Genomic DNA, 15,244 nt, shown 5'->3' with positions numbered 1-15,244 from the left:
AACTACCACTTCATTAGGAAGTGGTAGTTTTTTATACATTCAAAGCATCTCGTTCACATTCTACTATTTTTTCAATATATGATAACACACGTTGCGCTACCAACTCACCTTGCCCAATACAATCTGGCAGACCAGAACCAGCGTAAGAACTTCCAGCTAAGTACACACCTGGCAATTCTTTCTCCATAAATGTTGTAAGCTTTTTCATTCGCTCGTTATGACCTACTGTATATTGAGGCATCGCTTCTTTCCAGCGGCTTACGATTGCAAACTCCGGGTCCTCTATAATATCCATCGTCTTTCGTAAGTCTTCTAGTACGAGCTGAACGAGTTCCTCTTCGGTTTGTTCTACAATCGCTTCATCACCAGGGCGTCCAACGTAACAGCGAAGAAGTACCTTACCTTCTGGCGTTGTGTGCGGCCATTTTTTATGTGTCCACGTACATGCTGTAATGGAGAAGTCACTATTTCGTGATACGACAAATCCCGTTCCATCAATATCGCGCTGAATGGCTGATTTCGGAAAAGCAAGTGCTACATTCGCAACTGATGTGGACGGAATGTTGCGGAAGAAACGAAATTGTTTATACTGCGCAAACATAGAAGGCAATACTTTATGTGAGCTTGCCACTACGATGGCGTCCGCTTCTATTTCTTTTCCGTTACTAAGAGTAATCGTGTAACCATCCCCCAGTTTTGCAACTTTTTCAATGCGAGTTCCCTTTATTATCGTACCTTCATGCATCTTCACTTCGAGAGATTCTACTATAGATTCTAAACCTGTTTTCACCGTTTGGAAGATTCCCTTTTTCGGTTCAGCCTTCTCTTCTTTCGGAGCGAGCGTACGCATACCGAGTGAAATACTGCGATGTTTCTGCTCAATTTGATACATTTGCGGGAAGGTCGACATTAAGCTCATTTCATCAATATCCCCTGCATAAATACCCGATAATAATGGTTCTATTAAGTTTTCAACCACTTCGTTTCCGAGGCGATGTCTGAAAAACTGCCCGAGTGATTGGTCAGATACTGGTTTTGATCTAGGCATTAACAGATCAAAACCAGCTCTTAATTTACCAATTGGGGAGAACAACCCGGAAAATAGAAACGGTGTAATTTGCGTTGGAATTCCCATCATTGATCCACTCGGCATTTTATGTAACCGATTGTTTACGAGAATAAATGATTGACCGGCCTTATTATTTACAAGTTCATCGCCAAGACCTAATTCTCTCACCAATCTAGACGCACTTTCTTTTCGTGCTAAAAAAGAATCCGGTCCGCGTTCAATTGTAAATCCATCTTTTCGAACGGTTTGAATTTTCCCGCCAAGTTTACCCGACGCTTCTACAAGTAATGTATCTATCGGCAAGTCCTTCTCACGAATATCTTTTTGTAAGTGATACATAGCTGTTAATCCTGTGATACCACCGCCGATGATCACAACTTTTTTCCTCAAGCAGGCTCCCCCTTTCTTCTTACAATACAGATTCTTTTTTCTTTAATACAACATCCGTTAAGCAATCAATGAATGCATCCGATGCGTTTGGCATTTCTGGACGATAATATTTCGCGCCAATTTCATCAGTCACCACTTTACACTCAAAGTCATTATCATATAAAACTTCTAAATGTTCCGCAACAAATCCAACTGGTGCATAAACAAATGAAGTATAACCGTACTTTTCATTTAATTCTCTCGTTAAATCTTGTACATCCGGACCGATCCAAGGATCTGGCGTGTTTCCTGCACTTTGCCATCCTACTGCATAGTTTGCTACTTCAGCGCCCCTTGCAATATAATCAGCTGTTTCATTTAATTGATCTGGATATGGATCGCCGAGTGCGATAATTTTCTCTGGTAAGCTGTGAGCAGATACGATTAATACTGCTTTTTCACGTTCTGCTTCTGACATACCGTTATATATACCTTTCACTGCATCGACCCAATACTGGATAAACTTCGGTTCTTTATACCAGCTATAAATGCCATGAATTGTTAAGTTTCCAAGTTTCTCAGCTTCTTCTTGCGCTCGTCCAACATATGATTTCACGCTAAATGTAGAATAGTGAGGCGCAAGAACAAGTGCGATTGCATCCTCTATTCCATCGTTATGCATAGCTTGTACCGCATCTTCAATAAACGGTTCAATATGTTTTAAACCAAGATACATGTGGTACTCTACTTCATCTTGTATTTCATTTAAACGCATTTCTAACTTTTTAGCTTGCTCTAATGTAATAGTAGCTAAAGGAGAAATACCACCAATTGCACGGTAACGCTCTGTTAAATCTTCTAGCATTTCAGGACTTGGCTTTCTTCCTCTGCGAATATGTGTATAGTAACGTTCAATATCTTCTTCTTTATATGGCGTTCCGTATGCCATTACAAGCAAACCAATTTTCTTTTTCATACAGCCAATCTCCTTTACTTCGCTAACTGTTCTTTAGAGTACTCATGAATAAATGTAGTTAAACGTTTTAATGTATCTGGATTTACTTCTGGGAATACACCGTGACCTAAGTTAAAGATATAACCCGGCTGCTTCATCCCTTGATCTAAAATACCTTTTACATGTTCTTCAATAACAGACCATGGTGCAAGTAGGAACGAAGGATCCATATTACCTTGTACCGCCTTATGAACGCCGCGTGCACGCGCTTCTTCAATCGGTAAACGCCAGTCTAAACCGACTACATCAAGAGGCAGATCATGCCATTCGTTCACTAAATGTGCAGCTCCTACGCCGTGCATAATCATCGGTACACCCATCGTACGAACTTCTGCAAAAATACGTTCCATTGCTGGTTTAATAAATACGCGATAATCTACTACATTTACTGTTCCAACCCATGAATCGAAAATTTGAACTGCTTTTGCTCCTGCGTTAATTTGCGCTTTTAAATATGTAATAACCATATCAGCAAGTTTATCCATTAAAGCGAACCAAGCTTTTGGCTCTGCATACATGAACGCTTTCGTATTATGGTAGTTACGAGATGGACCGCCTTCAATCATATAGCTCGCTAATGTAAATGGAGCTCCTGAAAAACCGATTAACGGTACATCTAACATTTCTGTCGTTAATAAACGAATTGTATCTAATATGTATGGTACGTCATCTTCTGGATTGATTTCCCCTAGTTTTTCTACGTCTTGTAAAGAACGGATTGGATTATCAATTACTGGTCCAATACCAGATTTAATTTCTACATCCACACCAATTGCAGGTAGTGGTGACATAATATCTTTATAAAGAATTGCTGCGTCTACGTTATATTGATCAACTGGTAACTTTGTAACGTAAGCACATAACTCTGGATTGTGTGTAATTTCAAATAAAGAATATTTTTCTTTTATCTTTCTATATTCCGGCTGCGAACGACCTGCTTGACGCATATACCATGCTGGTACATACTCTGTACGTTCCCCCCTACATGCTTTTAAAAATGTCTCATTTATAGTTCTTACCAAGACCCTTGCTCCCTTCCCTACCAATGCTTTTGCTTTAAATACGTTCTATTCCGATATTTATCTTTTTTTACTATACAGCTTGTAAAAACAAATTGCATAACATTATGTACGTTGTTCATGAAATTGACACAAACATTCGTAAAACCGCTTACTATTTTCACAACATTCTTATTATAACACAGAGAAAATCTACGGTTTAGCTACTTTTGACTTTTCTCCTTCACGGTTCGTTTGTGTGTTAAATGGCACAACGTAAAAACTCGGTTTTGAGAATATGTTAATAAACTTTTCCTCATATTCTCCGACACCTGTTACAGTACTCACATGCGTATGAATTCCGTTTTCCACTCTATAAATTCGATACATAATTCTTTCATCTGGAAGTGGTGTCCAGCTTAATTTTGCTTTAAATAAACCGAAAGGACTAAATGATAGTTTCATTTTTACATCTTCAATCTTGTGCAACCGAATTGGGGCACCAATCGTTTCTACACCTTCTGGCTGCATAAACTTTTCTTTCTGTTCTACATTTGCCTTCGTTAAAATTTTCTTAAATAACTTCGTTGCAGCTGCACTTTCGCCTTGCAATTTGTGCTCTTTATCCGTGTGATCATAGCCGACCCAAACTGCTCCCACTAAATTCGGCGTATATCCAACAAACCACATATCCCTTGCTCCATTATCATCATTAGGAATTGAAGTGGTACCCGTTTTTCCAGCCAACGCACCGTTATAGACACCTACTTTGGCTGTCCCTTCCTTTACAACTCCTTCTAACATTTTCGTCATATACCATGCTGTTTGTTTCGAGAAGACTTTCGTCTCTACTTTTGGCGATTCTCCAATGACTGCGCCGTGTCTATTTAACACTTTATCAATAACATGTGGCTCAATAATATTGCCGTTTGCTAAAAATGCACGATACATTTTTACAAGATCAAATGGTGAAACACCGTTTTTCAGCCCACCAAGCGCTGTACTTAACCCAGTATCTGCAATATGAACATTTCCTTTCTCTAAATATTGCTTTCCTTCTTCGACCCCTAACTCATTTAATAAAGAAACTGCCGGTACGTTTGCTGAATCTAAAATCGCATCATACATCGTCATTTCTTTCGTATATTGACGATTGTAATTTCGAGGTTCATAACCTTCAAAAGAAGCTTTGTCATTTGTTAATAACGAATACGGATTATACTTTTTCGTTTCTAATGCTGGTGCATAGACGATAAGTGGTTTCAGAACAGAGCCCGGTTGCCTTTTTGCAAAAATACGATTAAATCCTCTCGGGACATACTTTCTTCCGCCAATCGCAGCTTTAATCCCGCCCGTACGATTATCCATTAATAAAAATGCACCTTGCGCCCCATTTTCTTTACCAGGGAAATTTCGCGCATCTTGAAACTGGTTATACGCCACCTTTTGAATCTTTTCATCCATCGATACGACAAACGTATATCCTCCGCGAAGTACTTCTTGATGAGACAATCCGTATAAACGAGCCGCTTCATCTATGACCATATCAATATACGGCATATATGCGAGTTCATTCTCATCTAAGTTTTTATATAGAGCAATTGTCTTTCCTTGATAGCGAACGCTTTCTTCAGCAGTCAAATAACCTTGTCTATGCATAAGTGACAATACGAGATCACGGCGCTCCTTACTCTTCTCTGGAGAGAAATACGGTGAATATCCGTTTGGTGACTTCGGAAGACCTGCAAGCATTGCCCCTTCTTCTACTGTTAAATCTTCTACATTTTTATTAAAATACAACTTTGCTGCAGCTTGAATACCGTAAGCTCCATGTCCAAAATAAATATGATTCATATACATTTCAAGAATTTGTTGCTTCGTATATTTTTGCTCTAATTGAAGGGAGATTGCGACTTCCTTCAACTTACGCGTAAATGTTTTTTCACGAGTTAAAAAGACGTTTTTAGCAAGTTGCTGCGTAATCGTACTACCGCCTTCGACCTTCTCTCCAGCTAACGTGTCTTTATAAAGAGCACGGAATATTGACGGATAATCAATTCCTTGATGCTCATAAAAACGAGAATCTTCCACCGCAATAAACGACTGCTGCACGTATTTTGGAATTTGCTCGATTGGTACGAGGTCTCTATTTTCTACGTATAATTTCGTAATTTCTTTCCCTTTCTGGTCAACGATACGTGATGAAGAGTGGAAAACGAGCTGCTTTTCATCCATCATATAGCCACCAGCTAACACAATAAGTTTATAGATTACAATCGCTAATACAAGCGTCGCTAACCCACCTAATAAAGTCCACTTTACTTTCTTCATACATCGGCCTTCTTTCCAAATGATGGTACATTTATTATTTGAAAAAGAAGTATCTTTATGTATATAATCTTCGAAGTTTTTTAAGAGAGTTGATATAATAGAAACAAATAAGTAAGGGGGCATTAAAATGAAGGCTATTATTTCATACGAAACACCTCTAGAACAAGCACATCTCACTGCAAAATATAATGAAAAAGATATGTTTTATAAAGAAAATACAGAAGAATCTGTAGAAGGATCTCTTCAATATGACGTACTAGATGCTGTTGGCGAATTTAAAGGACAACCTGGCTATATTGTTTGTAATAACATTTCTGTCACAGACGAAGGTCGCCCGGTATTTGAAAACCGTTTTAAAAACCGTGCAGGCCTTATTGAAAACGAACCAGGATTTCAAGCGATCCGCGTTCTACGCCCATTAAGTAACGATACATATGTCATCTTAACGATGTGGGAAACAGAGCAAAACTTTAAAGACTGGACAGAATCACGTTCATTCGAAAACGCTCATAAAAAACGCCCCACGCAAGCAGAGGGACAATCACAGGCTCAGGCACATCCACATGCAGAACAGCAAAAGAGTATTTTCTCTCGTCCTTCTTTTGTGACTACTTTTGATGTGTTAGTTTAATTAAAAAGTAATACAACACTATCAGTACGTGAAATTATATTAACGATTTTCCGAATATATCTATCACATCTTGAAATATATCAACGATTTTCCGAATATATCTATCACATCTTGAAATATATCAACGATTTTTCGAATATATCTATCACATCTTGAAATATATCAACGATTCGACTAAAGATATCCATTTAATAACAAAAAAGGAAACACCACTACGCACTGGTGTTTCCTTTTTCTTTGTACCAATTATATATACGAAGTGTGTCCTCTTTTCGCATGTGCTTCACTTTATAACGATGCCCTGCTACCGATACGGCAGCTGTACATAACTCGTCTTTCTTTTGAAAATATGATTGATTGTACCCCACCGCTTGAATATGCCTTCTACGCATGATTCCTGTATATTTCGCAAGACCTCTGTACACCATCGTTAATTGATTTTCTCTCATCATATAACCGCCGCTAGTATAACGAGCGTATGCGAGTATTGTAACTCCGATACATAGCGGGATAAGAGTGAATAACGCGATATATTGTTTGAAATATATACTCGCACTAACGATCGACACAGCGAGCACAGCAGTTGTAATCCAGCCCATGATGATGTAACGGCGCAATGCCGTTTTCGGTAAATGAACGATTTCCTCTTCCATTTCATACGGCAACTGTAAATATGCGAGTAACTGCTGCACATCTTTTTTCTTCATAAAAGGATGTAACATCACTTCATTCCCAGCGGATTCTATACTTTGAATGACTTCTACTTCCACAGAACAATAACCGAAAGGCTGACGGAGAATGCCTTCTTTCACAGTAATTGCTTGAATACGGTGCAATTTTAACACAAACTCTTTCTTATCAAATAACCCTTGTACGATGCGAATTTCATTTCCGTTTCGCTCAATTTTAAAGTTTGCATATTTTAACGCATAGCCTGCTGTTGAAATAACCCAAGAAATTGCCATTAAAATTGCGGTCATAACGATTAATTCATATACACCGTTATCCATCACATACGCTTCCACTTTATTGATGAGCCATTCTGGTAGAAATTGATTAAACTCTGTGTAAAGGATTACTAACATAGAAAACACTAATCCAAATCTACCAGATGTAATAGATGCGAATAAAATTTCTTTCGCTTTTAACTGATAAACTGTCTTACTACCTTCTTCCGCAGGCACCTCTTCAGCCACAACGCTTCTTTCTTTATGCAATAAAGCAATTAGTTCCTTCGCTTCATCTTCTTTAATACCAGCTAACATCACTTCTGGCTCACTACCGCCGCCTGCAACTTCTATATTTAATTTTGTAAGTCCAAGTATTTGATAAATGATGTTAGAAGATGTACTAACATTTTGCACACGTTCTTTATTTAAGTAGCTTTCTTTCTTTACAAACACACCATGCTTTATATGTAAAATATTATTCTCAATCCAGTACACTTTGAAATACCATTTCACAGCGGAGAAAATAGCCATCACGAATAAAAGAAACAATAAAACAAAATAAAATAAATACCAAGGCTCATTTTCATCAGAGCGAAATATTACAAGAAGGATAAAAGGAAATAAACCCGAAATTCGAATACCCAATAATATCGTGATCGGATGTTGCCTCTTATACATCCTTATCACTCACTTTCGCAAGTTCTCCAATTTGTCTTTTCAGTTGTTCTGCTTCTTCTTTCGTTAAACCTGGAATACTATGAGAAGTTGCTGCTGTTGAAATGTGTAATTCTGCTAAATTATACTTTCTCATAATCGGCCCTTGCTCAATCGTTACGTGCTGCACACGGATCATCGGAATAAGTACACGTTTTACAACGAACATTCCCTTTTGAATCTCAATCTCTTCTTCATTTAATCTGTAACTATAATAGCGTTGACGTAAATTTGGAAATACAAAATAATCAAGCGGGATAAATGTAATAGCGCCTGTTACTAACAATCCGAACAGCCAACCCCACCAGTTAAAGTTAATCATAAAAAAGAAATACGCAATTACGACTGCTAGTATAACTGCCGCCCCAATTAAAGCGTGAATTCGCCACACTTTCAGCATATTAGAATGAATCTCCCTTTCTAACGGCTGCATCTCATCACTCCAATTATATGAATGTATTACTTATATATTAGTTGGTATATACATTTTTGTAAAATTATAGTTTTTTACATCGTATCAAGCATTTCTTTAAAATTCCCTTCATTAATCGAATACACTTGAAACTGGATGTAATCTATCTCATTCGTATCTGGTTTAGCAAATGGCAAAATGTTAAATCTCGCCGCCGATCTTCCTAGCATATCTACAATCATAAGAGAAACGTCAATATATTCGAAGTCTATACGGAATACTACTGCTTCTTTTGTAAACTCATAATCTTTAATCGCATCATAAGACTTATTCGCACTTATGAGCGTCACTTTTAATAATTGATTTAAATTTTCTGGTTTAAAATTAATCATATGTACAGCTCCTTTTTTTAACAAAAAACTACGAAAATAGTGTAATCTTTTCCTTTCACGGCTTCACACATCAATTATATAAAAAATAAAGCTAGTTTTTTATAAATTTTTTGATATAATTACATACGGGAAAAGGGAAGAATTTTGTCTTCCCTTGTGTTTTTTATTTGCATCTAGTACTTTTGCTAGATGCCTTTTTTTATACTAAAAAGCATCCTCAAAGTATGTGAGGATACCTTTTCAACAATTGTACTTACATAATCCAGCTTCATTTTCTAGTTTATATTATTTCTGAGTATACTCTAAAGTTCGTTTTCATTCATTCTCTATAAGCAATTGCATTTGGCAACTGTAAGAATCCGTACTAAAAAACTCATCTAATAATTCCACTTCAATGCAATTTTTAATTGTTACATTATTTTTCTCTATATAATCTTTTAATTTCTCCATACTTTCTTCTTTATTATTCTTTTTATAGGCCAGCGTTAAATAGTTACCTTCTGGTAAGATATCTATATTTTGCTCTTTCTGTGTGTAATCATATTTACATAACACAGAAAAAGCATACTTTGGTTCAAATCTATATTTTGAATGAACCGTATATGCTATACCAATCTCCATCGTTGTTTCTAAATTTCTCTCCTGAATAATTTTATCTACCTCTGAATAATAAAGGAATTCTTTAAAATTACCCACTTCTTTGCATGGAGCAGTGACGATATAACGTTTCTCAAAATACTGTATTGTTATTTGATTATGTACTAGTACCTTTTTAGCGACTTGTACACTATTATCTAGTTTATCAATCGTATGAATGACTGCTTGCATCTCTTTTATCTTTTGCTCAGTTTCTTCTCTTTTTAATGCTAAAAATTTTAATAATTCATCCATATTCTTTTCCGTGAAAATTTTTTGCAGTTCTTTCGTACTCGTTCCTAAAGCTCTACAAACTTTAATTATATCAATATAAACAAATTGATCTACCGAATAGTATCTATAACCCGTTTTTGCATCAATATATACTGGGATAAGAATGCCTGTTTGATGATAATATCTTAAAGCTTTTATTGTAATGCCTTTCATATTAGCAACTTCACCAATAGAAAATAAATTTTCCAATTTATATTGCCCCCTTATTCTTGACTCTCCTCTAAAGGGAGACGTTATTATTTTATCGTTAAAGTTAGTGGAAGGATAATAAAAATGGGTCGTGTAAAATATGGAAACCTTAAAAGAAAAGATTATAAATAAGTGAGGTTAAAAATCAACTTGGCAGTCTTAGAAAAGTTACTAGGTGCCATTACAATCATCGAATTTATTTAAAAAAGAGGTTAAAATAGATGATACATTTTTTCTAGCTAACTAATTCAATGAAAGAAGGATATAATATGAAAATTGATAGACCAAAAATTTCGCCAGAGTTATCTTTAAAGAATTTTCACGATATTTTTTATGAAGAAGATTCAACATTAGAAATGTGTGAAATCATCGATTCCACTTTTGAAAATGAATCTGTAGATAGAGTGCGTTTATATAATGCAGTGATAAAAAATTGTAAGTTTACCAATACAGACTTTAGCAATATTGATATTACAGATGTTTGTTTTGAGAACTGCGATTTATCAAATGTTAATTTAAGCAACTCTTCTGTTCACAGAGTCGAATTTAAAAACAGTAAATTAATTGGCGTTAATTTTACGGAATCTAGCTTAGGAAATGTTACATTTGAAAATTCAATTTTGAATTTAGCTTCACTTGGAAATTCTAAACTAGAAAAGATCATATTTAATGAAACTTCATTAAATAATGCAGATTTTTTTGACTGTAAACTAAAAAAAGTTGAATTCAATTCATGTAGCCTTGACGAAGCAAATTTTGATCAAACATCACTGAAGGGAATAGATATTAGTTCTTCTAATTTTGATACACTTACCGTTTCAGTGAACAATCTAAGAGGATGTAAAGTATCATCATATCAAGCTATTCAGTTTGCAACATTACTCGGATTAATAATTAAAGATTAGTCATAAAGAACGATTTAAAATGTAAAAAGGTATCCTCGTACTTGAAGGATACCTTTTTATTATCTCTATTTTTGACAGATTACTGTTTTGTATCATATTCTTTTCATCAATCTAGTGCACTTCAACAATTGTACCATCTTCGAATACTTTGAATACACCAGTAAATCCTGATCCAGCTGCACCTTCTATTTTATATGTCGTACGCACTCTTATTTGATAATATTTCTTTCCATTTTCTACTTGCGTATTCTCTAGCGTGTAATCATATTCTTCTTTATATTCATTTTTAATATATTCTTTAGCTTTCTCAAAAGTAAATGCATCTTGATTCTTTCCTGTCTCTACCTTTTGATTCTTCTCTGTCTCTGTTTTTTGGTTCTTTTCTGTTGCTACCTTTTGATTCTTTTCAGGCTCCACTTTTTGACTCGTTCCTGCATCTGTTTTTTGTGCCTTCGGTGCTGCTGTTTCACTCTTTGCAGTTTTTTCCTCTTCACCAATTTTAGTAACTAATCCTACAGCTTTTTTATTATATTCTTCAAAGTTCTTGTTACCTTTCGTTTCGGAAACTAGCTTATCTAATATCTCTTTCGCTTCTGCATAATTTTTCTTACTTATGAACTCTTCACTTTTCGTCAGTTGCTCGCTATATTTCTTTTTTTGTTCTAAGATGGCTAGTAATGCTGTTCGTTCTTCCTTCGCTTGTTTTATCAGCGTATTACTTCCATTCTTCACGCTCTCTACTTTTTCAAATGACTTGATTGACTCTTCTACCTTTGTTTCCTCTTTTAACTTCACTGCTTCAATCATTGCTTTCGTTTGTTCTATAAGTACTTTTACATCTGAATCATCTTTTTTCTCATCTAGCGCTCGTTCAAATGACGATAAGGCTGTTTTATATTCTTTATTCGTTAGTGCAGTCTTTCCCTCATCCATTGCTTTTTCAAAGTTCCCATTACTACATCCAGCCAACATTAAAAATGTAAGTCCAATTACCGTTAATAACTTTCTCATTTTCTCTCCCCCTATATACTCCTAAAACAATAACATCATATGTATAAAAATCTGTGTAGTACTTAGACTAACAGTAAAATATGTACTACATTGTGTGCGGGAACGGAAGTACATTTCATTTACTATCATTACTTAAAACTCCTAAATAGTTGGTAGTCTTCTTCTTTTAAGACCGAAAGGAATTTTAATAATGCGGATAAAGCTCCCACTCAAAATCTTTACTACACACTCTCATACACATAGAAAAACCATTTTTAGTTTATAGTTTGTTATTTCTTCAACTTTAAATATTCTCAGTTGATTGGAAATACGAACTACAACTCGTAATCTATCGAAAACATAAGAAAACAAAACGTAACAAAAGTTACGTTTTGTAACTTATCTGTAACACAAATGTAACATAACGTTTTTAAACATACAATAGTTTTTTTACATTATTTTCCCCACCTACCGTTGGACTATCCCCCTTCAAACATGTAAGGAAAGAAACTTCTTTCCTTACGCGTTAAAATTAATTACATAGATAGCCCTTTTTTCAACAAAACACTATGAAAACGTGAGGACATTTATCTTCCCTTGTATTTTTATTTGCATCTAGTACTTTTGCTAGATGCTTTTTTTATGCCAAATAAAATAAAAAAGGTATCCTCAAATACTTGAAGGATACCTTTTCACTTTTATTATCTCTGCTGTTTTCTACCTAATACGAGTAATCCAAAACTCATCATTACAAGAAATGCTCCCATATATGGTTCCACAGGCATTTTCTGTCCTGTCTTCGGTAATTCTTTTTCAGGTTTTTCTGGATTTGGTGTTCCAGGCTTCTCTGGATCTGTTGTTTCCGGTTTTTCTGGATCTGTTGTTTCTGGTTTTTCTGGATTCGTTGTTTCCGGTTTTTCTGGATCCGTTGTTTCCGGTTTTTCTGGATCTGTTGTTTCAGGCTTTTCTGGACCTGGTGGTGCTAAATGACTCAATTTGTTTAACACTTCTAATTGAACCGAACTTATCATTCCTTTTGTAATTTCAAATGGAATTGGATTAGTTAATTTTTCATATCCTTTTGGTGCTTCTACTTCTACAAGTGTGTAGTTACCTACAGATAGATCTGAGATTTTTGCTTTTCCAGCTTTATCTGTCGTTACTTTCGCGACTACTTTGCCCTTTTCATCATGAACTTCAAACACAGCTCCTGCTAATACTTCCTTGCTTTCAGCAGCCATTTTTGTAATGTCCACTGAACCTTTGTCTAACTGCTCATTCTCTACTTTCAATGATAAGACTTTCGTCATACCTTGTTGGATTTCAAACGATACTGGTTCTGTTAATTGTTTGTAACCTGGTAAGCTTGCTTTTTCTACTAATTTATACTTTCCTACTGATAAATCTGAAATTATTGCTTTTCCATCTTTATCTGTCGTTACTTCGGTTACTACTTTGCCTTGCTCATCTTGTACTTCGAAGACTACGCCTTCTAATACTTTTTGGCTATCTTTATCTACTTTTGTAATTTCTACGTTACCCTTGTCTAACATTTCATTTTCTACTGTTAAAGCAAGAGATTTCGTCATACCTTTTTCAATTTGGAAAGTAATCGGATCTACCAATTGCTTATATCCTTTTGGTGCTTTTACTTCTACTAGCTTGTATGTGCCAACTGATAAATTAGTAACTTGTGCTTGTCCTTTTTTATCTGTCGTTATTTTAGCGACTATTTTTCCTGCTTCATCTTGAATCTCAAATACTGCATCAGCTAAAGCATCTTTCGTTTCTTTGTCTACTTTTGTAATTTCTAAATTTCCTACATCCACTAATTCATTTTCGACAGTCAATTGTAATGCTGTAACTCTACCTTTTTCAATTTCGAATGAAATTGGTTTTTCAAGTGGCTTGTATCCTACTGGTGTTTCTACTTCTACTAACTCATACTTTCCAATAGATAAATCTGAAATGTTTGCTTTTCCTTCTTTATCCGTTTTTACTTTCGCAACTACTTTTCCTTTTGAATCACGTACTTCAAATACAACATTTTCTAATGGTGCTTTACTGTCTTTATCTATTTTTGTGATTTCTACATTCCCCGTATCTACCATTTCATTTTCTACAGTGAACGCTAAAGATTTTGTCATACCTTTTTTAATTTCAAATGGTACAGGCTTTTCTAATTTTTTGTAACCTGGTAAACTCTCTACTTCTACTAGCTTGTACTTTCCTACTGATAAATCTGCAACTGTTGCTTTTCCAGCTTTATCTGTCGTTACTTTCGTTACTACTTTGCCTTTTTCGTCTTGAACTTCAAAGACTACACCTGCTAACGGCGCCTTATTATCTTTATCTATTTTTGTGATTTCTACATTTCCCGTATCTACCATTTCATTTTCTATTTTTAATGATAGAACTTCTGTCATGCCTTTTTTGATTTCAAACGATACTGGTTCTGTTAATTGTTTGTAACCTGGTAAGCTTTCTTTCTCTACTAATTTGTATTTTCCTACAGATAAGTCTGAGATTTTTGCTTTACCATTTTTATCTGTTTTTACTCCTGTTACTACTTTGCCTTGCTCATCTTGTACTTCGAAGACTACACCTTCTAATACTTTTTGACTGTCTTTATCTACTTTTGTAATTTCTACTGAGCCTTTGTCTAACTGCTCATTCTCTACTTTTAATGATAAGACTGTCGTCATACCTTTTGTAATTTCGAATGATACTGGCTCTGTTAGTTTTTTGTAGCCTGGTAAATTCTCTACTTCTACTAGTTTGTAACTTCCTACAGATAGATCTGAAATTTTCGCTTTTCCTTCTTTATCTGTTTTTACTTTCGTTACTACTTTTCCTGCTTCATCTTGGATTTCAAAGACTACGCCTGCTAATGCATTCTGGCTATCTTTGTCCACTTTTATAATTTCTACTGAACCTTTATCTACTAATTCGTTCTCTACTTTTAGTGATAAAACTTCTGTCATACCTTTTTTAATTTCAAACGATACTGGTTTTGCTAGTTTTTTATATCCTGGTAAGCTTTCTACCTCTACTAGCTTATATTTCCCTACTGATAAATCTGAAACGTTTGCTTTTCCTTCTTTATCTGTCGTTACTTTTGTTACTACTTTATCTTTTTCGTCTTGCACTTCGAATGTTACGCCCGCTAATACTGCGCCACTTTCTTTGTCCACTTTTGTAATCTCTACTGAACCTTTATCTAACAGTTCGTTCTCTACTTTCAATGATAAAACTTTCGTCATACCTTTTTCGATTTCAAACGATACTGGTTCTGTTAATTGTTTGTAACCTGGTAAGCTTTCTTTCTCTACTAATTTGTATTTTCCTA

The 15,244-nt window shown here is 35.2% G+C and carries 12 protein-coding genes; 2 read left to right on the top strand and 10 right to left on the bottom strand.

Features of this window, described 5'->3' with window-relative positions; genetic code table 11:
• Positions 1-31: 31 nt before the first annotated feature.
• The 4 genes from hemY to JDS98_RS12840 form a co-directional block, all read right to left on the bottom strand.
• Complete coding sequence (gene hemY, locus JDS98_RS12855; RefSeq protein WP_199633953.1) at positions 32-1,459, bottom strand: protoporphyrinogen oxidase; 1,428 nt, start codon at positions 1,457-1,459, stop codon at positions 32-34.
• A gap of 19 nt (positions 1,460-1,478) precedes the next feature.
• On the bottom strand, positions 1,479-2,414 hold the full coding sequence (gene hemH / locus JDS98_RS12850; RefSeq protein ID WP_199633952.1) for a ferrochelatase: 936 nt from the start codon (positions 2,412-2,414) through the stop codon (positions 1,479-1,481).
• Positions 2,415-2,428: 14 nt separating this feature from the next.
• Complete coding sequence (gene hemE / locus JDS98_RS12845; RefSeq protein ID WP_070172836.1) at positions 2,429-3,475, bottom strand: uroporphyrinogen decarboxylase; 1,047 nt, start codon at positions 3,473-3,475, stop codon at positions 2,429-2,431.
• A gap of 189 nt (positions 3,476-3,664) precedes the next feature.
• Positions 3,665-5,782, bottom strand: coding sequence for a transglycosylase domain-containing protein (locus tag JDS98_RS12840; RefSeq protein WP_199633951.1), 2,118 nt, complete (start codon positions 5,780-5,782; stop codon positions 3,665-3,667).
• 127 nt (positions 5,783-5,909) lie between these two features.
• Here JDS98_RS12840 and hmoB point away from each other — a divergent pair, with 127 nt between their 5' ends.
• On the top strand, positions 5,910-6,413 hold the full coding sequence (gene hmoB / locus JDS98_RS12835; RefSeq protein WP_199633950.1) for a heme-degrading monooxygenase HmoB: 504 nt from the start codon (positions 5,910-5,912) through the stop codon (positions 6,411-6,413).
• A 212-nt stretch (positions 6,414-6,625) separates the two neighbouring features.
• Here hmoB and JDS98_RS12830 read toward each other — a convergent pair whose 3' ends face one another.
• The 4 genes from JDS98_RS12830 to JDS98_RS12815 all read right to left on the bottom strand — a co-directional run bounded on the left by JDS98_RS12830 (position 6,626) and on the right by JDS98_RS12815 (position 10,000).
• Complete coding sequence (locus JDS98_RS12830; protein ID WP_199633949.1) at positions 6,626-8,041, bottom strand: PH domain-containing protein; 1,416 nt, start codon at positions 8,039-8,041, stop codon at positions 6,626-6,628.
• Positions 8,034-8,510 carry a PH domain-containing protein gene (locus tag JDS98_RS12825; RefSeq protein ID WP_001182713.1) on the bottom strand — a complete coding sequence of 159 codons (477 nt, stop codon included), beginning with the start codon at positions 8,508-8,510 and terminating at the stop codon, positions 8,034-8,036. The genes JDS98_RS12830 and JDS98_RS12825 overlap by 8 nt, the downstream gene beginning before the upstream one ends.
• Before the next feature lie 74 nt (positions 8,511-8,584).
• Entirely contained in the window at positions 8,585-8,881 is a 297-nt protein-coding gene (locus JDS98_RS12820; RefSeq protein WP_000606830.1) for a hypothetical protein, read from the bottom strand.
• Positions 8,882-9,196: 315 nt separating this feature from the next.
• On the bottom strand, positions 9,197-10,000 hold the full coding sequence (locus JDS98_RS12815) for a MerR family transcriptional regulator (protein WP_000429187.1): 804 nt from the start codon (positions 9,998-10,000) through the stop codon (positions 9,197-9,199).
• Between the two features lie 269 nt (positions 10,001-10,269).
• Between JDS98_RS12815 and JDS98_RS12810 the strand changes: the two genes are divergently transcribed.
• Entirely contained in the window at positions 10,270-10,905 is a 636-nt protein-coding gene (locus JDS98_RS12810; protein WP_000687251.1) for a pentapeptide repeat-containing protein, read from the top strand.
• A gap of 111 nt (positions 10,906-11,016) precedes the next feature.
• Here JDS98_RS12810 and JDS98_RS12805 read toward each other — a convergent pair whose 3' ends face one another.
• A complete protein-coding gene (locus JDS98_RS12805; protein WP_097958815.1) occupies positions 11,017-11,916 on the bottom strand; it encodes a hypothetical protein in 900 nt (299 codons plus the stop codon).
• A 680-nt stretch (positions 11,917-12,596) separates the two neighbouring features.
• On the bottom strand, positions 12,597-15,244 hold a 2,648-nt coding region (locus JDS98_RS12800), incomplete at its 5' end, for a SpaA isopeptide-forming pilin-related protein (RefSeq protein ID WP_199633948.1).

This window comes from Bacillus cereus group sp. N11, from assembly GCF_016483605.1.
Taxonomy (GTDB): Bacteria; Bacillota; Bacilli; order Bacillales; family Bacillaceae_G; genus Bacillus_A; species Bacillus_A toyonensis.
This window is presented reverse-complemented; position numbering and strand designations above follow the sequence as displayed.

What these genes read in the sequence shown, in the direction of transcription:
- JDS98_RS12825 (WP_001182713.1), bottom strand. Translation starts at nt 8,510, where the DNA reads ATGCAGCCGTTAGAAAGGGAGATTCATTCTAATATGCTGAAAGTGTGG.
- JDS98_RS12805 (WP_097958815.1), bottom strand. Translation starts at nt 11,916, where the DNA reads ATGAGAAAGTTATTAACGGTAATTGGACTTACATTTTTAATGTTGGCT.
- JDS98_RS12810 (WP_000687251.1), top strand. Translation starts at nt 10,270, where the DNA reads ATGAAAATTGATAGACCAAAAATTTCGCCAGAGTTATCTTTAAAGAAT.
- hmoB (WP_199633950.1), top strand. Translation starts at nt 5,910, where the DNA reads ATGAAGGCTATTATTTCATACGAAACACCTCTAGAACAAGCACATCTC.
- JDS98_RS12820 (WP_000606830.1), bottom strand. Translation starts at nt 8,881, where the DNA reads ATGATTAATTTTAAACCAGAAAATTTAAATCAATTATTAAAAGTGACG.
- JDS98_RS12840 (WP_199633951.1), bottom strand. Translation starts at nt 5,782, where the DNA reads ATGAAGAAAGTAAAGTGGACTTTATTAGGTGGGTTAGCGACGCTTGTA.
- hemH (WP_199633952.1), bottom strand. Translation starts at nt 2,414, where the DNA reads ATGAAAAAGAAAATTGGTTTGCTTGTAATGGCATACGGAACGCCATAT.
- JDS98_RS12830 (WP_199633949.1), bottom strand. Translation starts at nt 8,041, where the DNA reads ATGTATAAGAGGCAACATCCGATCACGATATTATTGGGTATTCGAATT.